14 protein-coding genes are annotated in these 20101 nt (G+C 43.6%); 1 reads left to right on the forward strand and 13 read right to left on the reverse strand.

What is annotated here, in order from left to right; all coding sequences use genetic code 11:
* Positions 1-2 precede the first annotated feature (2 nt).
* The gene (locus C2869_RS21410; RefSeq protein ID WP_159084270.1) at positions 3-2873 is read left to right on the forward strand and encodes an Ig-like domain-containing protein; all 2871 of its coding nucleotides are present in this window, start codon (positions 3-5) and stop codon (positions 2871-2873) included.
* Between the two features lie 97 nt (positions 2874-2970).
* Here the strand turns inward: C2869_RS21410 and tldD are convergent, their stop codons facing one another.
* The 13 genes from tldD to C2869_RS21475 all read right to left on the reverse strand — a co-directional run bounded on the left by tldD (position 2971) and on the right by C2869_RS21475 (position 20051).
* Positions 2971-4425: a metalloprotease TldD gene (gene tldD / locus C2869_RS21415; protein WP_108604852.1), complete on the reverse strand. Its 1455-nt coding sequence runs from the start codon at positions 4423-4425 to the stop codon at positions 2971-2973.
* The gene (locus C2869_RS21420) at positions 4422-5264 is read right to left on the reverse strand and encodes a carbon-nitrogen hydrolase family protein (protein ID WP_108604853.1); all 843 of its coding nucleotides are present in this window, start codon (positions 5262-5264) and stop codon (positions 4422-4424) included. The genes tldD and C2869_RS21420 overlap by 4 nt, the downstream gene beginning before the upstream one ends.
* Positions 5264-9292, reverse strand: a complete 4029-nt coding sequence (locus C2869_RS21425; protein ID WP_108604854.1) for a YhdP family protein — start codon at positions 9290-9292, stop codon at positions 5264-5266. The genes C2869_RS21420 and C2869_RS21425 overlap by 1 nt, the downstream gene beginning before the upstream one ends.
* 6 nt (positions 9293-9298) lie before the next feature.
* The gene (gene rng / locus C2869_RS21430; protein WP_108604855.1) at positions 9299-10768 is read right to left on the reverse strand and encodes a ribonuclease G; all 1470 of its coding nucleotides are present in this window, start codon (positions 10766-10768) and stop codon (positions 9299-9301) included.
* A gap of 53 nt (positions 10769-10821) precedes the next feature.
* Positions 10822-11400, reverse strand: coding sequence for a Maf family protein (locus C2869_RS21435; RefSeq protein ID WP_108604856.1), 579 nt, complete (start codon positions 11398-11400; stop codon positions 10822-10824).
* The gene (mreD, locus tag C2869_RS21440; protein ID WP_108604857.1) at positions 11397-11873 is read right to left on the reverse strand and encodes a rod shape-determining protein MreD; all 477 of its coding nucleotides are present in this window, start codon (positions 11871-11873) and stop codon (positions 11397-11399) included. Before mreD ends, C2869_RS21435 begins: the two co-directional genes overlap by 4 nt.
* Positions 11873-12757: a rod shape-determining protein MreC gene (gene mreC / locus C2869_RS21445; RefSeq protein ID WP_108604858.1), complete on the reverse strand. Its 885-nt coding sequence runs from the start codon at positions 12755-12757 to the stop codon at positions 11873-11875. The genes mreD and mreC overlap by 1 nt, the downstream gene beginning before the upstream one ends.
* A gap of 134 nt (positions 12758-12891) precedes the next feature.
* A complete protein-coding gene (locus C2869_RS21450; protein WP_108604859.1) occupies positions 12892-13935 on the reverse strand; it encodes a rod shape-determining protein in 1044 nt (347 codons plus the stop codon).
* 239 nt (positions 13936-14174) lie between these two features.
* Positions 14175-17636 carry a DUF6701 domain-containing protein gene (locus C2869_RS21455; RefSeq protein ID WP_108604860.1) on the reverse strand — a complete coding sequence of 1154 codons (3462 nt, stop codon included), beginning with the start codon at positions 17634-17636 and terminating at the stop codon, positions 14175-14177.
* On the reverse strand, positions 17629-18123 hold the full coding sequence (locus tag C2869_RS21460) for a hypothetical protein (protein WP_108604861.1): 495 nt from the start codon (positions 18121-18123) through the stop codon (positions 17629-17631). The genes C2869_RS21455 and C2869_RS21460 overlap by 8 nt, the downstream gene beginning before the upstream one ends.
* Positions 18113-18934 carry a PilW family protein gene (locus tag C2869_RS21465; protein WP_108604862.1) on the reverse strand — a complete coding sequence of 274 codons (822 nt, stop codon included), beginning with the start codon at positions 18932-18934 and terminating at the stop codon, positions 18113-18115. Before C2869_RS21465 ends, C2869_RS21460 begins: the two co-directional genes overlap by 11 nt.
* Positions 18934-19503 carry a type IV pilus modification PilV family protein gene (locus tag C2869_RS21470; protein ID WP_108604863.1) on the reverse strand — a complete coding sequence of 190 codons (570 nt, stop codon included), beginning with the start codon at positions 19501-19503 and terminating at the stop codon, positions 18934-18936. The genes C2869_RS21465 and C2869_RS21470 overlap by 1 nt, the downstream gene beginning before the upstream one ends.
* Positions 19503-20051, reverse strand: coding sequence for a type II secretion system protein (locus C2869_RS21475; RefSeq protein ID WP_159084271.1), 549 nt, complete (start codon positions 20049-20051; stop codon positions 19503-19505). Before C2869_RS21475 ends, C2869_RS21470 begins: the two co-directional genes overlap by 1 nt.
* Between the last annotated feature and the right edge of the window lie 50 nt (positions 20052-20101).

Here is a 20101-nt window from a genome sequence, read left to right on the forward strand (position 1 = left end):
GTATGCGCCTGATACAAAGCTTAATATTATTTACATTCGCTCTGTTTTTAGTTGCATGTGGTGGTGGGCATTCTGGAGACAATTCAGATGCCACCAGCAGCCAAAACAACTACACATTAACCATCCAAGTTACCTCAGATTCGTGTAGTAGTAACTGTAGCAGTTTTGCTATTGGTGAAACCTTAACTGCCAGAGTTCGCCTAACCTTAAATGGCGTGCAGCAAGCTGGGCAAACTGTTGTGTTTAGCGCGACTAATGCTACAGCTAGCGACGAAAGCACGACGACAGGCTCCGACGGACGCGCTGCAATCACCTTTACCAACAGCGACTCTCCTGGCAATGCATCTATTACTGCCAGTTTTGGCGACTTAAATGTATCCCATGACTTTGTTTTTACCTCAAATAACAATAGCGTGAGTAATAACCGTTTAACGACCCTGACGCTGACATCGGATAACTGCGACGGCCAAACAAATAAATGTGTTAGCTTTACCCAAAATACCGATATTGTTGTAACCGCAACCTTGCAAGACTCAACGGGCGTTGCAATTGCTGGCGAACTTATCAATTTTTCGGCTGCGCTTGGCGAGTTTAATGTTAGCCAAAAACTCACCAATGCCAATGGTCAAGCTATCGTTACCTTATCTAACCCCAATAACTTACTTGGCGCCGCACAAATCACCGCCTCTTATACCGGACAAGAGCAAAGTCAAAGTTCATTAACCGAAAACTACGAATTTGTTTTTTCTGATACCAGTGCAACCGAAACGTTAAATGTTGAACTTGAGTTTGTTGACGGCATTCGCTTTCAAGTAGGTCAACAAGTCACTTTAAGCGCCAGCGTTACCCAAGGTGAACTCACCCCTGCTAATCAACTCGTTACCTTCAGTGTCAGCCAAGGTGCATTAAATTCAACAACCGCCCTCACTAACGAAAATGGCATAGCTCAGGTTACCTTCACGCCAGTTGCCGCCGATATTGGTGCTCATCTAGCAAGCGTATCGACAACAGTTAATAACTTAACTGCAAGCCACTCAAAGTTGTACGAAGTTCAGGCCAGCACGACAGTTGCAGAAGATATTGTGATTGGATATTTTGATAGCAATGGTGATTTTCAATTAAACAAAATTGGCATTCAAGGTGCCACCCCAGATGCAGATGTAACACTGGCAGCCGGCGCAACCACCAGCTTAAGTGTATCGCTTGCCAAAGAAAATACCAATGGCGGCTATGATGCATATACGGAACCTGCAACCATTAGTTTCTCGTCGTTATGTGTCGAAGCAACGAAAGCCACTATCGACCAATCGGTTAATACGGTAGCTGGGCGCGCAACATCGACTTACGAAAATACATCTTGCTCGGGCACAATAGCCAATACCGACACCCTAACAGCCTCGGTGACTATTAATAATCAAGTCACCACCCTAACACGAGAAATTAGTTTAGAGTCGACTTCAATAGGCTCGCTCAGCTTTATCTCTGCATCTCCCACGAGCTTAGTATTAGCTGGCACTGGTGGGACTAACCAAAACGAAACCTCAACTTTAACCTTCCAAGTGTTAGATTCATTAGGCAATGCCATTCCACAATTAGATGTAAGCTTTGCATTAGCAACTAACCTTGGCGGCGTCAGTATTTTCCCGACTAATTCTGTCACCAATTCTCAGGGTTTTGTTACTACACAGGTTTCATCAGGTAATATCCCAACATCTGTGGTTATAGAAGCAACAGCCACTCTCAATAATAAAACAGTTAAAACTCAATCTTCGGAGTTAACTGTAACTACGGGTTTAGCTGACCAAGATAGTTTTATTATTTTCGCTGATGTTATTAACAGCGAAAGCTTTAATCAGCTTGATACTTTAGTAACCTTAACCGCCTACTTATCCGATGCCTCGCAAGGTGCGGTGCCAGATGGCACGAGTGTGACTTGGCGCGCTGAAGGCGGACAATTAATTGAAAATCAATGTACGACCACTAATGGAGCTTGCTCAGTGCAATGGCGTGGGGGCTCACCTATTCCAGATAATCATCGAGTGACTATTTTAGCTACCGCCATTGGTCATGAAAGCTTTACCGATATTAATTCCAACGGCCAATATGATGAAGCTGACGGTGAACCATTTGACGATGGCGATGGTGCAGGTTACCGTTATTTCGGCGCAACAGGCGGCAATGGAGAGCAAGATGATGCCGGCAGTGATTACGATGACAATGGTATTACTGAAGACCCTTATACCGACAGAGACGGAAATGGCGTTTTTGATGGACCAGGTTTTATTGATTTACCCGAAGCTTGGTTAGATGCTAATGAAGACAACAAACGTAACGCCAATGAAATCTATAGTGACTTTGATGGCGATAACAGCTTTAGTTTAGGTGATGGCAAGTTTAATGGTCCACAATGTTCAGGTGATGACTCAATATGTGCAGAGAAAAATCGAGTCGAACTGAGAGCCAGTACGGTACTAATTTCATCAAGTTCTAACATCATCAGTAGCTTAACCAGAACTGATATCACGCCTAATATCAATTTAAGTACAGGTGACTCTATTAGCTTAGGCTTAAACCAAGCTGCCACATTACAATTTAGTTTTTCCGATACAGGTAGACAAATTCCACCTAGCAATACTCAAGTTAGTTTCACAGCCACAGCGGGTGATCTCAGTACATCAGGAGTGATTATTCCTAACTCATCTGGCAATGTCGACAGTAACTTAGACTGGCTTGATGGTGAGATCAGTTTTACTATCGCTAATGACTTAGTAGCAACCGATGATCCTATATCTGGGGTATTAACCATAGCTGTTACAACCCCATTAGGGTTTACTACAACGACATCTATTGGCATTAACCTTGGCAATAATTAAATAATAATTAAGCAACTTTTTCAGAAAACTATACAATCAAAAAAGCCAGCTAGCGCTGGCTTTTTTGTGTCTTTCAACTGGCTAGTCAATAATGTTATTACTGAGTCCCACCTACCACGAGTTCATCGACTTTTAAGGTTGGCTGGCCGACGCCGACTGGTACGCTTTGGCCGTCTTTACCACAAATACCGACACCGCGATCGAGCGCTAAATCATTACCCACCATAGAGATTTTACCCATAGCTTCTGGACCATTACCGATTAAAGTGGCGCCTTTAACCGGCGTGGTGATTTTACCGTTTTCAATTAAATAGGCTTCTGAGGTCGAGAACACGAACTTACCTGAGGTTATATCAACTTGGCCGCCACCGAAGTTAGGCGCATAAATACCATTTTTAACTGAGGCAATGATCTCATCTGGCTCAGATTCACCAGCCAACATATAAGTATTAGTCATACGCGGCATAGGTAAATGCGCATAGCTTTCGCGGCGACCATTACCGGTAGGCGCTACGCCCATCAAGCGCGCATTTTGCTTGTCTTGCATATAACCTTTTAAAATGCCGTTTTCGATCAAGACATTGTATTGGCTCGGTACACCTTCATCATCAATATTCATCGAACCACGACGATTAGCTAAAGTGCCATCATCAACGACGGTACACAGGCTAGATGCGACTTGTTGCCCAACTCGGCCAGAAAAAGCTGAAGAACCTTTGCGGTTAAAATCACCCTCTAAGCCATGGCCGACGGCTTCATGTAATAACACGCCTGGCCACCCAGCCCCTAAAACCACAGGCATAGTACCAGCCGGTGCGGGGATTGCATCTAAGTTAATTAATGCTTGGCGCACGGCTTCTTGCGCATAATGTTTATAGCGCTCTTGACCGTTCTCTAATTCAAAGAAATAACTGTAATCCGTACGGCTACCGCCACCGGCACTACCGCGTTCTCGTTTGCCATCATGCTCTACTAACACTGAACAATTTAAGCGCACCAAAGGCCGCTCATCAACCGCATAAGTACCGTCGCTCGCGGCAATTAGTATCTCTTCGTATACACCACTGATACTGGCAATCACTTGTTTAACACGGCTATCTTGCGCTCGTGCAACCGCTTCAACTTCGTTAAGTAAATTAACTTTTTGCTCTGGCGTTAAACGTCCTAATGGATTTAATAATGGATGGATCGCATTTGGCTGAGTCACACTAAATGCTTTTACTTTAAAGTCTCCAGAACTGGCCGTGATACTACGCGCGGCTTGGGCTGCGCTTTTTAATGCGTCGGCATTAATTTCATCTGAATAAGCAAAGCCAGATTTTTCGCCGTCGATCGCTCTTACACCCACACCGCGTTCAATATTAAAACTACCTTCTTTGACTATGCCATCTTCCAATACCCAGCTTTCGTGTTGACTGGTTTGAAAGTAAAGATCAGCATAATCAAGTTGTCTTTGATGAATGTAAGATAACGTGTCTTGTAAATGATTTTGATCAAGGCCACTGTCATGCAGAATATTTTGTTCGACTGTACTCGTCTCAACTTTGCTCATAGAGAGGATGCAACCTGTATTTTTCTATGCTGTAAATTAGGCATCTTAGCACGGATTTGCTGTAAACTCGTTATATCAACCTCAGCAATTACTAATCCGGGCTGAGAGCCACGTATGTCTAATAACTCACCCCAAGCGTCAATCACCATGCTGTGGCCCCATGTTTCTCGGCCATTGTTGTGTTGACCGACTTGGTTAGCTGCCACCATAAAACATTGATTTTCTATGGCTCGCGCTTGATTTAATATTTGCCAGTGCGCTTGTCCAGTGACATAAGTAAATGCACTCGGTACACAAATCACATCAGCACCTTGCGCTTGTAAAGCGCGAAACAACTCTGGAAAGCGTAAATCGTAACAAATAGCTAAGCCAATTTTGGCACCTTGTAAATCAAAGGTGACAATATCCGCTCCGGCTCGGGTATAAAGGCTTTCTTGATAAGAGCCAGTTTTATCAGCCACTTCAACATCAAATAGATGAATTTTGTTGTACTGTGCAACACATTGGCCATGCGGGTTGTATACCAAACTAGCCGCATAAAACTTAGATTGCGGTTGGGCACTTTGCCCTTTTATGGGAACTGAGCCACCAACTAACCAAACTTTAAATTTGGCAGCCAACTGACTCATAGCATGCTGAATTTGTCCAACCCCGAGGATCTCTGCGGTTTGCAACTGCAATTGTTCGTTACCACCAAAACACGCCCAACACTCGGGCAATACCACCAAGGTTGGCGTATCGCATAAAGTTAACTGACTTAGCAAAAACTCAACCTGCTGAATATTTTGTTCAACATCGGGACCCGATGTCATTTGCAAAGCAACTAAACGTAATTTCATTAGGCGGCCTCAGGGGTGAACTGGCTTGATTGGGCATCTTGCTTAGGTGTTGGCAAGTTTGGCTGATCTTCCGGTAACGGTACTTGCGGAGCGGATTCCATAACCGGCGCCTGCGGCTTAATATCGAGTGGGATATCAGATTCTGGCGCTGGTGCTTTACGTTTGTTATCGGGCTTCGCTTTCGGATTTTTACTTAAGCGGACTTCCCGACTACTGCGGCTAACTTCTTCCACTTTCGGCTTATCAAATGTACCTGTTACATTAAATTCAATATTCGATACGACTTGAGCGCTTTCCAATACCTGATCTAATGCCAATGCCGCAACACCGGTTACTGGGTTTACCATCCAAGCGACCAAAATAGGTAAGCTTGATGTCACCTTAGGCGTAAAAGTAATGCGATAATCCAAAGTATTGTCGGTTAAATCCGACGTGCCGACAATCAGCATATTACCTGGTACACCATCCATACGCGTGTCATTGGTAGAGCTTATACCATTGACCACGCTGACAGTACCCGACATTTTGTTAAAGAATAAGCCCTTGTTAAACACGTCCCGAAAGTCCAAGCGTAACTTGCGTACTAGCGAGTCCATACTCAATAACGAAAATAAGCGTGCGCCACCGTCAGATACTTCAGTAAAATAGCCTTCACCTAAATTCCAGTTTAGCTTACCGTTTAAACTTTTAGTGTCGTATAAATAAGGTGCATTATTCCAAGCTAACGAAAACTCAATCCCGGCACTGCTATCTCGCACCGGCGCGGCATAGTCGAAGTCACGCAGTAACAAGCCAACATTTTTTGAAGCCAATGAGCCAATAACATAAGTTTGATGCACGCCATTGGCAACATGCCAGTAACCAGATGCGTTAAATTGGTCACGTCCGCGGTTTATTTTAAGCTCATCTATTTTGATTTGCTGACCCACTCGACTTAAGCGTAAATCGACCGCCCCGAGTAAATCACCATTCCATTCACAGCGGCGACAATTAGCGACAATAGGGGGTAAGTTGTTAAAAACATCCGTCGCTTGTTCAAGCTCGTTTTGTTTCAGCCAAGCTAAAGCGTCTTCTGTCAGCTCCAATTCTGTCTGTTGCGACTGTTTGTCGATATTAAAATTGAAATATTCCGCGTCTATCTTAACGCCTTTACCATCCCAATCTTCTGAAATCGTAATGTCGCCTCTAAACTCACGCGCATTCAAGTTGGCAAGCCATAATTGCTGGGTAGATTCAATATCAAAGTAAGTGTCGTGCCATGTTTGATTAGCGACAATTAATTGCGCCACATCACCGCGGATCCGCTCAGGTTTACTTAATATGCCAGGGCCTTGTGAATCTTGCCGAGCAAGATCAGCCACTAAGCCATTCACAAAGCCAACATATTGCTGTAAGTCTATGCTGGGTAAATGGACTGCAATATTAAAACCTTGGCCTGGCACACCAAGTTGCTCTTCCCCCAAAACTAAATAAGCACGACTAAATTGACTGGTTTCATGCGGCAATACCCCTTCAAAACTCAGTAATTCATCAATATTGGCTTTGATGATACTGCTATCCTCATCACCCTCGGCAGATACCGCTAACAAACGCGCTTGCTCTGCCGTTTTGTAATAAGGCTCGGGTAATTCCAAGGCTAACTTGGTTAAATCAGCTGTTGCATCAAATTGATAAGAAAAACCTTGTTTGGGAAAATTAAGGCTTAATAAGCCTTGCCAATCAAAGCTTCCTTGATTCAAGGACGCTAAATAAGGGTAATTTAATTTATTAAATAATTGGCGCGGTTGCCACTCACCCGCCATTTCAAGGTTAACCGAATAACCTTCCTCAGCATCAGCACTCGTCAGATTGACGATATAAGGCGCATGACCCATTTCAAATTTTAGGCCTTGAGCTGATAAGTTTTCCATATCAAACTCTAAAACCCCGTTAACCTTGCTTAATTCAAAGCCTGTCGGTGTAACTAATACAATATTGTTATTTAATGTCACAGCGCCTTGCGCATGGGTACTATTGACATCATCTAACGGTACCTCAAGCTCAAAATGCGTATTGACGTTACCGGTTAGGTATAAAACATCCAGCACTTTACCAACAGATTGCGCTAAAGAGCTTTGTTGTAAAACTTGAGTTGCAGCCTGACCATCACCAGCTACATCAGCCGCTAAAGTAAACTTAGCCCCTTTTTGATAAACATTGTTAATTGCCGCATTTAAGTCAATCAACTTAACATCTAATAATCGCCCTTGCTGGCTTTTAAATAACAGGTCTTGATTCAAAAAGCTTAAGGTTAAATCAATAGCGCTAGCAGCGGGCCAATCTGGCTGAAACAAAAACTCAGCTTGGCGTATAGCTAAATCGGCATGAAAGATTCCCTGTTGTTGACGATAAGGGAAATCCTGAAAACTACCATGCCAAATAGCATGACCATATTCCGTATAGCCATCACGCACACCACGCGTTACAAAGTCATAGGCAAAGTCGCCCATTGCGTGTTTCGGTAAAAATGTCGGAATATCTTGCGACTCAACTCGGCCTAACTCCATAAACATTTGCATTTCAGGCTGTCCGCTAGCATCTGGCTGGAGCAGAATTTCACCTTGCAATGCGGCTTGCGGTAAAGTTAACTGAATATCATCTAAGCGCACTTGCCAACTTTGTTGCCAATTAGCATCTATGTTGATTGCGGCTTGCTCAAACTGCAATGGCGCTTCAAATAGCGTTGGCAACGTCACTTGACTTTGTTGGCCAGATAATACGCCACGCATTTTGTTTGCTTCTAAGGCTACGGCTAAATGCCAATTTTCTAAGCCAGGTAAAGCGCCATTCGCCTGCCAACTAATATTGTCCACACTCAGCATAGCTTGCCAATTAGCACCTATTGGCTGGTGAAAAAATGCCGACTCAATAACACTAGTTGCACTTAAACTTTGACTTAATGAGCGCAGTTGGTTGTCGGCACTAAATAACCGAGCAATTGACATTAACGGCTTAACTAATAAATCGTCAGTTTGTAAGCGCAATCCTTTAGGTCCATTGCGCGCCATTAAATTCAACTCACCTTGAATATTATCGCCTTCGCCAATCAACAAGTTATTGAGCTGCCACGTACTGCCAACAGGGTCAAACTTAGCGGTTAATTCACCTTGAGATAGGGTAATGCTTTGTTCTTGCTCCCCCTCCAACCAAGTAATTTGACTCGGATGCAGTTTAGCTACCATGTCAGTCGCTATACCAGAATCAATATTTAACCAAGCCTCAAAAGGCATTTGACTATTTAATTGACTAATATCGTCACGTAATTGCTCTTTGAAAAACTGCGCTAAATTCAAGCCTTGAGAATTAACGTAAAACTGCCCCGAAAGCCCTTGATCTTTATCATCGTATAAATCAATCACAAACTTAATGCCGCCACTTTCAAACGCAGCAATAGACAACTCACCGACACCTTGGTGGCGCGTATCTCGGTTGTTCCAAGTCAATTGCTCAATATTAACGTAGCGAATACTTTGGTTTTGCTTAACAATAGCCAGTTGGCTATTTTGTACATCAAAGCGCTTTAAGTGATTTAAAAAGATAGGTTGTAGGGTGTCGAGCAAGTTAGTTTGCTCTGTATCTTGTGCATCCTGTTTAGGTAATTTTGCCAAGTTTAGTTCGGCATAGATCCCTTCTAGCACAAAGTTGCTGGCAACAAACTCGCGTTTAACTATCGAGCGCCAAAAATCAACCTCAACGTGAATAGCATCAATACTTAGATCCAATGGCCCTTGTTGCTCTTGCTGAGCAAACTTAACATCAACTAACGTTAAACTAGGTCCGCTACCTTGCCAGCCAGCAGAAATATAGCCGAGCTTAACCGGTGCATTGAGCTCTTGGCTGACCGCAACCGCAATTTGATCTCGAAAATCATTAAGATAAGGCAGGGTTAATCTAAGCGTACTCAGTAAAACTGCGCACAGCACAATAGTGCTGGCCAATAACAACCAAAGCTTGCGAATAATTTTGCTTAACCAAGCACTGACATTCATTATTTTCTACATCATGACTACATCAAACTGCTCTTGGCCATACATGGCCTCAGCTTGAATTTTTACGTGTTTTCCAATAAACAACTCGAGTTCTGCCAAAGCATGCGATTCTTCAGACAGAATATATTCAGCAACCTGTTCAGCAGCGTACACCACAAATTTATCGGCATCATAGGCACGATTAACACGGACAATTTCACGCAGGATTTCATAACAAACGGTTTCAACCGTTTTAAGTGTGCCTCGGCCATGACAACTTGGACAATTAGAACAAAGAATATGTTCCAAACTTTCACGCGTGCGCTTACGGGTCATCTCGACCAAACCTAATGCCGAAAAGCCATTGATATTGTATTTGGCGTTATCTCTCGCTAATGCGGCTTCTAAACTATGTAAAACTCGGCGCTTGTGATCCTCGTCCACCATGTCGATAAAATCAATAATAATGATCCCGCCAAGGTTACGCAGGCGCAACTGCCTTGCTAACGCTTGAGTGGCCTCAATATTGGTATTGAAAATGGTTTCTTCTAAATTACGATGACCAACAAATGCCCCAGTATTGATATCAATTGTGGTCATGGCTTCGGTTTGATCAATGATCAAATAGCCGCCAGACTTTAATTCAACTTTACGCTCTAGCGCTTTTTGAATATCGTTTTCCACATTGAAAATATCAAATATGGGGCGCTCACCTGGGTAATACTCAAGCTTATTTAACAATTCAGGAATAAACTCTTGAGTAAATTCAGTTAGTTGATCAAAGGTCAGTCGCGAATCCACTCGAATGCGCTCAATTTCAGTACCCACCAAGTCTCGAAGTACACGGCAGGCAATATTCAAGTCTTGATATAAACAACTGTGTTTTTTACCGCGATTTTTGCGCTCTGAAACTTTACTCCACACGCGGCGCAAAAATTTAGCATCGTGACGTAACTCGTTTTCTTCGGCACCTTCTGCCGCGGTACGCACAATAAAGCTCGCGTCTTCGTCACAATATTCTGCCGTTATGCTTTTTAAACGCTCTCGCTCTTCTTGCCCATCAATGCGTTGTGATACCCCGACATGATTCGCCCCAGGCATAAAAACTAAATAGCGAGACGGAATGGTAATATCCGTGGTTAACCGAGCGCCCTTAGTGCCTAATGGATCTTTCACCACCTGCACCATGATTTTTTGGCCTTCTTTAACCAACTCGGTAATATCACGCACAGGTTTGGGTGCTAAATCAGATTCATCTTGAACTTCTTGGCTTACCGTAATATCCGATGCATGTAAAAACGCGGCTTTATCTAAACCTATATCGATGAATGCGGCCTGCATACCCGGCAAAACACGGCTAACCATGCCTAGGTAGATATTACCCACTAAGCCTTTTTTAGCTTGGCGTTCTATATGCACCTCTTGCAAGCTACCATTTTCAACAATAGCAACTCGGGTTTCACTAGGGGTGACATTAATTAATATTTCTGCACTCACGAGATATAAATTCCTTGCTAATCCGCTTGGTCTATCACTTTAAGATGGGGTTATCAGTTAACACTATCAATAGCTAGGTCCAGTAATTGTCGGGTCTCATATAAGGGTAGTCCGACAACCGCAGAATAACTACCTTGTAAATGATTAACATACTGACCAGCAAAACCTTGAATACCGTATGCGCCCGCTTTATCGTGCGGTTCACCCGTTTGCCAATAGGCAGCGATCATGTCCGCAGATAAATGGCAAAAGCTGACTTTGGTGATCACATTCTGACTCCAAACTTGCTGACGGGTCACCACTGCCAATGCTGTCATCACACTATGGGTGTTATTTGATAAGGCATTTAGCATGCGTTGGGCATCCGCAAAGTTTTGCGGTTTGCCAAAGATTTCCCCTTGCGGAGAAACAACTATGGTGTCTGAACCAATCACAACAGCTGACTCGTCTGATACTTGAGCCAAGCCTGCACGAGCTTTTTCCGTCGCTAAACGCACCACTAATTGTTCCGGTGACTCACCATTAAATGGCGTTTCATCAATACTGGCGTTGATAATATCGAATGTCACACCAATTTGTTGCAATAGCTCACGGCGGCGCGGTGATTGAGAAGCCAGATAAATCTGGGTCATGAGATCTTAAATCCTCGACGAATTTTACGTAACAACAAGAAAGCCCAAGGCCACATGACGGCGGTTGTCACCGTTGGCCACATTAAACTAGGGAAGAAATAGCTATCGGTTAATATAAATACCAACCAGTACTCGGTTAGATGATAAAACGCACTTAACATGCCGACGATAATAGCTTGCTGCCACACAGAAAAATTGCGAATACGCTTAAAATTAGAAGCAGCCACATAAGCAATAATGGTAAAAATCAGACCATTTACCCCCAAGACTGAACCCAATAATAAATCAAGCATCAGTCCGGTTATCCAAGCCGTTAATACGTTAACGCGATGAGGCAAGGCTATAGACCAATAGACAATAGCCATTAATGCCCAGTCCGGCCGATAAGGCGCCAAAACATCAGGCATGGGTGATATGGTTAGGATCAAAGCGAAAATAATAGTTAAATAAATCAACGACAAGCTACGCGTCATTACAGTAGCTCCTCGGCTTGTTCAACAATTTGCTCAATAGCTTCAAAAATGGGTTTCTGCTCAACATTAGGCGGCCAAAGTAACAACAAATAACGAATACGCTCTAATTTAGCCACAGGCTCAGCCACCACTTTGGCAAAGGGTAAACTCGGATTAGAATCAACTTGGCTGACTTTAGCCACTGGATAACCTTCAGGAAAACGCCCACCTAAACCTGAGGTCACCAAAAGATCGCCCATTTTAATGTCAGCACTATGCGGCACATGATTAAGCTCCATACGCTGCAAATAGCCTGCACCTGAAGCAATCGACCGCACAGAGTTACGAGCCACACGGATGGGAATGGAATGAGTAATATCTGAGATCAACAATACACGACTTGTCGTGGAGCCCACACTGATAACTTGCCCGACAATACCCTGATCATCTAATACAGGTTGGCCAAGGTAAACGCCATGCAACGAACCACGGTTGATCACCACTTGCTGCGAAGAGCGGTTGCTTTCAACCGACATCACCTCGGTAACCATTTTATCAACAACTTCACGCGCGGGTGATTTAAGTAAAGCGCGCAATCTTTGATTTTCTCGTTCGATAAAGGCCATGCGCTGCAAACGCTCGCTTAATATCAGGTGTTGCTCAGTTAAACGATCGTTTTCTTCTATTAATTGGCTACGAAAAGCGAGTGAAGTGGTGGTTAAATCCAGTAAGTTTTGTGGAATGTTAGCCGCATATTGCAACGGACTGACTAGCGAGTTAAGAAATACCCGCACTTGTTTAAAACCGTCGTGTTTATGGTCAACAAAAATCAGGACAATGGACAGGATAACTGCCAAGGTCATTCTGGTTTGTATGGATGGCCCTCTGCCAAATAAAGGGTTCATTTTTTCTCTGCTAACCGCTATTTAGTGTGTGATTACCGGTGAAAAATGGCAATCTAAGAATACGACAAAGCCGGGCTGGTCCCGGCTTAGTTAACTTCTTTGGTTTTTTACTGCACTGGCGTCATGTTATCTTCTTAGTCGTAAGAGAATAAATCGCCACCATGCATATCAATCATTTCAATCGCTTCGCCACCACCGCGTGCAACACAGGTCAATGGATCATCCGCGATAACCACGGGAATTCCGGTTTCTTCCATTAATAAACGGTCAAGGTCTTGCAGTAATGCGCCACCACCGGTTAATACCATACCGCGCTCACTAATATCAGATGCTAACTCAGGTGGACATTTTTCTAACGCCACCATAACCGCACTCACAATACCTTGTAATGGCTCTTGCAGCGCTTCTAGGATTTCATTGCTGTTGAGCGTGAAGCTACGAGGTACACCTTCAGCTACATTACGGCCGCGCACTTCAATTTCTTTCACTTCATCACCCGGATAAGCTGAGCCAATCTCATGTTTAATTCGCTCTGCGGTCGCTTCACCTATCGAGCTACCAAAATTACGACGAATATAAGAGATAATCGCTTCGTCGAATTTGTCACCACCGATACGTACTGATGACGAGTAAACCACACCGTTTAACGAGATAACCGCAACTTCGGTCGTACCACCACCGATATCGATTACCATTGAACCTGTCGCTTCAGATACTGGCATACCCGCACCAATTGCTGCCGCCATAGGCTCTTCAATCAAATAGACTTCACGCGCACCTGCGCCCATGGCCGATTCACGAATGGCACGTTTTTCCACTTGCGTTGCTCCGCAAGGTACACAAATCAAAACCCGTGGGCTCGGACGTAAAATGTTATTGTTGTGCACTTGCTTAATGAAGTGTTGTAACATTTTTTCAGTGACATAGAAGTCGGCAATAACACCGTCTTTCATTGGGCGTATGGCTTTAATGTTGCCTGGTGTACGACCTAACATTTGTTTTGCCGCTGTGCCCACTGCGGCAACTGACTTTTGTCCGCCAGCACGCTCTTGACGAATAGCGACAACCGAAGGTTCATTCAGGACAATACCCTGATCTTTGACATAGATAAGTGTGTTCGCCGTACCTAAATCGATGGATAGGTCGTTAGAAAACAAGCCGCGCAATTTCTTAAGCATGGAGGGGGCTTCCCGAGTACAGAATTAGAGGAAAATTTTTTGCGCTAACTTTACCAACCATGCCTAATTTCAGCAAGACTTGAGCTAAGGAAGTTTAATAATTAACGAGCTTTTTTGCACTCAGTAGCCAAAACAGGATAAATATAGGCAAAGGTGTAGATAAAGAGAGTACGCTTAAGCCGCAAGTTTCATGTTTGGTATGATACATGCCGAGTATTTATGCTTGTAACCCCATAACGCTAATTACTTTCACGCCAAGAAATAATACGTTCATTACCACGGCGATTACCAAATGCCACACGGGTCGCAGGTGGAACGGACAAACTATTACCATCCCAAGCAAAAAATAACCAACTCGGTAAAGAGCTTGCATCCCACTGTAAAATTAAACTACCACTACTTAGCGCAGTATCAGCGTGATCAAATTCAATATTAAATTGCCCAACACTAACCGGATCTGAATTACCGAAACGCCCTGTCGCAGTTACCAAACTGGTGTCACCATTGCTCGCGGTGACCGTAACAGTAAATGGGTCGCTATCAGCACTTTTTGCTGGCGTGGCATCAAAAGCATCCAGCGGCAAGATACTGGCATCGTCATCCGTGGTGGTTTGCCATTGAGTGCCGTTCCAATGCTGAATTTGCGCACGAATATCAGCTGCACCGCCAATGGTATCGGCCGCATCTTGCGCATAAAAACGCGCGTATCTTTGCTCTATATTCGTTGCATTTAGCGTGTAAGACGACTGATTAGAGCGCCCGTCGCTATCCGTAAAATCCCCAGCGGCAAATGTCATCTGAATATTCGACGTGGTTGGCGTCATTAGCGTAGTCGTTTTTGTATAACTAAAATTATCTGTGTTATTTAACGTATATAGATAACTACCGGCAACCGGTGAGCCACCGCTAGTTTCTTGAGCTAAAGAGCCGCCGGAAGTACTACCACTAAAACCCGATATAGCAGAGTCAGCTAAGGTCAATGTCGCTGTGTTAATGGATGTGGGCGCATAATTACTCATTAAACCATCATCCGCGTTATACGCGGTAACTCTAACTTGTGGGGCTACAGCGCTAGAGAAATCGTTATTCTCGGCATCTGCGCCTGAATAACCAAATTGCTTGCCAATATAATTAAAGGTCAAATCGTGGTATTCAAACGCAACGTTATCTAACCCTGTTTGATTTAAGGTTAAATAAGACGCGATAAAAGTCCCCAAGGTTACCGCACTTGACACATTTATCGCGGAACCATAATAGTTGCTATCACTTAGTGCCAAGCTAAAAGAACCGTATTCATCGTATTCAGCAACCGTAAAGCTAGTTGAGGTTAAACCCAATAAGTGCAAGGTTGAGCTACTCGTGACCGCAATAGAGGTGCCATTAGCAACCTTAAAGTTGGCATTTTCACTGCCAGTAACTAACGCAACAGTAAAGTCGAGTGAACCCGGTTGATAGTTAGGTGTGGCCGTGCCACCACTACAGAATCCGCCAATATTAATAGTAAAAGGTTCAGCGGCAATAAAATTACCGTCGCCGTCATTGTCAGTGACCGAGGTTACCGCCACATAACTGGGTACAGCCGTCATAGTGGTGGTTGCCGACGAAATACTCGAATTGGGATCACTCGCAACAACTGATAGCTGCCCCGCATCAGCATAAGTTAGGCGTACATTGTTGTCTGTACCCAAGTTAATACTTAATCGGGTGGTCCCTGCGGTATTAATGGTCGCACTACTGCTACCATTGCCCAAGGTTAATTGGCTTGCGCTGGTATTAGTGTTAGGCGCTGCATAACTAAAACTAAAGTCGACATTGGTATCGCCCGTGATCTCATTACAACTGTTATTGCCCGAGTCATAAACAAAAGCTTCAAGCGTTGCAGAAGTCTCGGTACAGGAAGTTGTCGTTATATTTTGCCAACTAAAAGCAGAAGTCCCAGTAAACTCTATTTGGCAATTAGCCAGTACATTGTTGGATGCATCTTTACAGGTGACTGTTGCAGTGGGCGATACCCCGTCAAGCCCATACAACACTGTACTAATTGCAGTCTCATTGACTGTAACCGACTTCGAACCAGTAAAATCATTGCTATCTAGGTTAGTTCGCACTGAATCGACTGTTTTATACAATGTACCCGAAACAGCCGCATCAGTATAAAAAGTAGAGCAGTCGGCATTTTCACAGGCTCTCGCCGTTACGGTTTGATTACTACAAACCGAAGAAGAAGTCGTGGATAAAATAATTTCGTAATGGTCTAGACTACTACTAGCACCATCGTTAGTTGAACCCGGTGTATCACCACAGTCTTGATCCCAAGTACTGGTATTAGAACTACCATCGGGGCGAGTGCAAACCCCTGAATTACCGCCGCCAGGCGGGTCTGTGATAGTCACATTATTCGGGTTTTCATCTTCGCATGATTGCCAAGTTGCACTATAACTGCCATTTTCATAACGTAGGTAGTGCACCATGTCGCCACTATTATCAAACAAAATCACTTCTTGGGTATTGTTGTGTAACGCCAAATCAGCATCAATAAACAAGTTTTGACCTTGCACTAAAACCGGCGAAGATCCTTGCGTAGCAGACAAAATACTACCGGAAAGCGATTTGGCAATAACAATAAAATCGCCTGTATTATAGGTTTGATTAGCGCAACCATCACTGCTTAAACAGGTGTAATCAACATCGGTACTTGAACCATTGCCGTCGCCATCTAACTCCCAATTGGCTAGACTTAAATTACTGCCATTAGTGACATATAGCTCAATCCAATCTTCATCTTTATTGATTTCATTAATAATGACATCGCCGACATCACTACTAACTGGACATTGTGGAGCCGTTGAAGGGGTGCAAACGTCCGTAATACTCGCACTGGTTAAATCACCGTTAACATCAATGTAAGCGTTACTCGTTAGTGTTAAATCTTTTGTCGATACATAACCTTTAATGTAAGCATCGTTATGTACAGTAATAGCTCCAGCACTAAACACAACCCCCGTTAAGTTTGCACTAGTAGACAACGCCATTGTACTGGAAGAGCCGCTTGCATAGATAACAAGATCACTGCTAGTGCCACCATTATTGATCGAGGCAGAGTTATAAATTGACAGGTTACCACTGACATGAATACGAACACTGCCTGTGCCCGAAGATGTATCAACCGTTGCAGTTGCATTGCTGGATAGTGTTAAAGAACCAAAATAATAATCACCGGGTTTAAATGCGATAGTTGCATCATTACTTAAACTTAAAGACTGAAAACGATAAGCCGAGTTAGCTTTTTTAAATGTAAAGGAGGCATTGGAATAACCAGAGGCATAATTAAAATCATTACTTTTCCAACCATTAGTTTGACCAATAACTACATTGCCACCTGTGCTAGGACTACTGCCACCACTACTCGCGGTAAAGGTAGGAAAAGTAATTGATGAAGCGCTACTACCGGTAATATTACAAGCTTGCGAAACACAACTCGTCGCACTAGTTGCTGTGCCACTAGCAAACGCGACATTTGGGTTATTAGTCAAATTACGCAGTTGAGCTGAGTTCTGCATATTTAAATAACCAGAAACAGATGAACTTGCCACCCCTCCCGAAAATACATCATCACAACTGGGGGTTGCGGCTTGCAATGGCAACACCAAGCTAAGAAGCAGCCCATAAAAGATAAGTGAAATTAAGCGGAGTTTATTCATAATTAAGCGCTTTCGCTTCAACCTGCACGGTACGCGAGGCTGACCAATCCGTCGCGTCGCAAGTTCCCGTACTAACAAATCGATAGTAGCGCACATTCTCGGCAGGCGCTGCATCCGCAACATCAATCACTCGATCTTGGCAAGTGACACTGAATGAACACCCCGCCAAGCCTAACGTGCTGCTTGTGGGTAGAGTCACATTAAGCGTGGTCGCCGATAAGTCACTACAGGCGTTTGAGGCAATAGCCCCAGTGTCAGTCGCGCTGGCATCGGTTGGGAAAATCAAAGACGACATATACTCAACTCCAGTTGTCGCCGCTTGTAATGCTCTAGCGCCATAAACTTCAACCGCGACTGACTCATTGGACGAGCTCAGCATTTTAATCAAGGCGCTAGCTAACAACGCCATTACAACAATAATAAAAACAGCAAGCGTTAATGCACTGCCTTGATGCTTTACCAAACCTGTGTATTGACTAGGCATCATTTTTAACTCTAACTTGATGATAATAGTTTAACGGCTCGTTGCCGCTATCACGGGCAAACAATAAAAATATTTGCACTGTGGTTTGCTCACTATCAGTAAAATCAAATACCCGCTCGCTACTGCTATTAACCAAACGTTCAGCCATAACCACACCGCTACTTAATGCTGATTCTGCTTGCTGACTGCCATAAACGGTAGAATATTCGTACCTTGTCAGCCTGTCTAAGCTTAAATTGGCACAAAAGCTCACTTGATTATTCACCATGTAGTAGCGATTAGCCTGATCCACCGCAAATTCATCAACTGTGGCATAAGTCACATTATTATCTAGTGTAATTACCGCCGTTATAATTTCTTCAGTTGTGGTTTCAAGCTCATAGTCTAGAGTATTTTCTCGCACCGTATTACCAACTGAATACAGACTGGCTGTGGTGCTCGCGGCAATAATTACATCGTCATTTTCACTGTAGTCTGCTGCATAATCATTGTCGGCGATAACTTCAATCTCGTTAGTCGCACTGCCAGCATTCAAGTCATAATAGCTGCCTGAACCTTGAATGGGGATAAACTCAATACATAACCCATCACTCGATATTCGTACACTATTGGGTACGGCATCGCGCAATTCTCGGGTTAGTCTTTCAAGGGCAAAGCGACTTTCCTCCATGACTCTTTGCCGCTCAGCACCGTCGACAAAAGCCAAGGTGCCCCACGAGATAAAACTCGTCGCGCCCAATAAAGTAATGCTTAGCAATAAAATAACCGCAATTAGCTCAATTAAAGTAAAACCTTTATTTTTGGCCGCTAGCATTAGTAATTAAACCTGTAGCTTGAAAAAGCAAATGTTTGTTGGTTTGGTGCCGTCACTGTCACCGTAACAAGTTTGGCATTTTCTGGCGAAGATGCAGTGGTGCCATCCATCCCTTGATCATACCCCACCAGCACAGCAACTTGAAAACCTTGATAAATAGATAACGGATCGCCGTCACCAGCCAAGATATTACTGCCTGATTGAGATAAGCAGTGGTAATCGTCAACATCATCATAATCTTCACGGTCAGTTTCTTCTGTTGCTGCTGTGGCTGTGCCAGGGGTTGTACAGCTAGGTATAGTGGTACAAGCCGCCGCACCTAACCCAGTTTCACCACAGCGGGCACTCCCCAACACCTTAGTACTTTGCTCATCAAATGATTTAGCAGAAATTTCTTCCAGTAAACCTTGCGCCAATTCAGTGGCGCGCACTTGCACTAAAGGATCAACACTACGTGTGGTTAACGGAGATAACACCGAAGTGACAATTGTGATAGCGATACTAAACACCACTATACCAATGACAATTTCAATTAAGGTAAAACCCAAAGTGGCTCGCGAATCAGTCATTAATAGCAAGCTCCTTCGTGTATATAGCCTTGACTTTCAATACACAGGGAATAAGTTTCTAAATCGCTAATAGTTACCAATACATCGCTTGTTGAACAACTGGCACCTGCGCTGCTGACAGGGCAACCAGAAGAATTAAAATAAATAGCATTAGTAAAACCCGCAGATAAACTAATACTGGCACTAGAATTACTAACATCACTGGCTGACAAACCATAATGGCTAACATTATACCCAGCACTCACTTGCGAATAATCATTCGGTAGTGACGTCTCTGTACAGTCTTCATTACCACTGCCATTAAATGTCACCCCAAAACGCGAACTGGTAAAAAACACCCGATGGCAATTGTGATCGGTTTGCTGCATCGCCTTAGTTTGCTGCAAACGTAATAAGCTGATGAGTTGTTGTTGAAATACCCGACCATCTACCCCTGAATTATCAAACGATTTAGGTAAAACAGTCGCCGCCAAAACGCCTAACACTAGTATGACAATCATTAACTCAAGAAGGGTAAACCCCACTTTAAAATTTAAAGGTTTCAACATTTCAAACTTTACAAACAAAAAAGCCCTCATAAGAGGGCTTTATAGTTATT

It is taken from the genome of Saccharobesus litoralis, from assembly GCF_003063625.1.
GTDB lineage: Bacteria > Pseudomonadota > Gammaproteobacteria > Enterobacterales > Alteromonadaceae > Saccharobesus > Saccharobesus litoralis.

Coding starts and splice junctions, on each gene's coding strand:
- tldD (WP_108604852.1), bottom strand. CDS start 4,425: ATGAGCAAAGTTGAGACGAGTACAGTCGAACAAAATATTCTGCATGAC.
- mreC (WP_108604858.1), bottom strand. CDS start 12,757: ATGAACCCTTTATTTGGCAGAGGGCCATCCATACAAACCAGAATGACC.
- C2869_RS21475 (WP_159084271.1), bottom strand. CDS start 20,051: ATGTTGAAACCTTTAAATTTTAAAGTGGGGTTTACCCTTCTTGAGTTA.
- C2869_RS21435 (WP_108604856.1), bottom strand. CDS start 11,400: ATGACCCAGATTTATCTGGCTTCTCAATCACCGCGCCGCCGTGAGCTA.
- C2869_RS21465 (WP_108604862.1), bottom strand. CDS start 18,934: ATGCTAGCGGCCAAAAATAAAGGTTTTACTTTAATTGAGCTAATTGCG.
- C2869_RS21455 (WP_108604860.1), bottom strand. CDS start 17,636: ATGAATAAACTCCGCTTAATTTCACTTATCTTTTATGGGCTGCTTCTT.
- mreD (WP_108604857.1), bottom strand. CDS start 11,873: ATGACGCGTAGCTTGTCGTTGATTTATTTAACTATTATTTTCGCTTTG.
- C2869_RS21420 (WP_108604853.1), bottom strand. CDS start 5,264: ATGAAATTACGTTTAGTTGCTTTGCAAATGACATCGGGTCCCGATGTT.
- C2869_RS21470 (WP_108604863.1), bottom strand. CDS start 19,503: ATGACTGATTCGCGAGCCACTTTGGGTTTTACCTTAATTGAAATTGTC.
- C2869_RS21425 (WP_108604854.1), bottom strand. CDS start 9,292: ATGAATGTCAGTGCTTGGTTAAGCAAAATTATTCGCAAGCTTTGGTTG.
- C2869_RS21460 (WP_108604861.1), bottom strand. CDS start 18,123: ATGATGCCTAGTCAATACACAGGTTTGGTAAAGCATCAAGGCAGTGCA.
- C2869_RS21450 (WP_108604859.1), bottom strand. CDS start 13,935: ATGCTTAAGAAATTGCGCGGCTTGTTTTCTAACGACCTATCCATCGAT.
- C2869_RS21410 (WP_159084270.1), top strand. CDS start 3: ATGCGCCTGATACAAAGCTTAATATTATTTACATTCGCTCTGTTTTTA.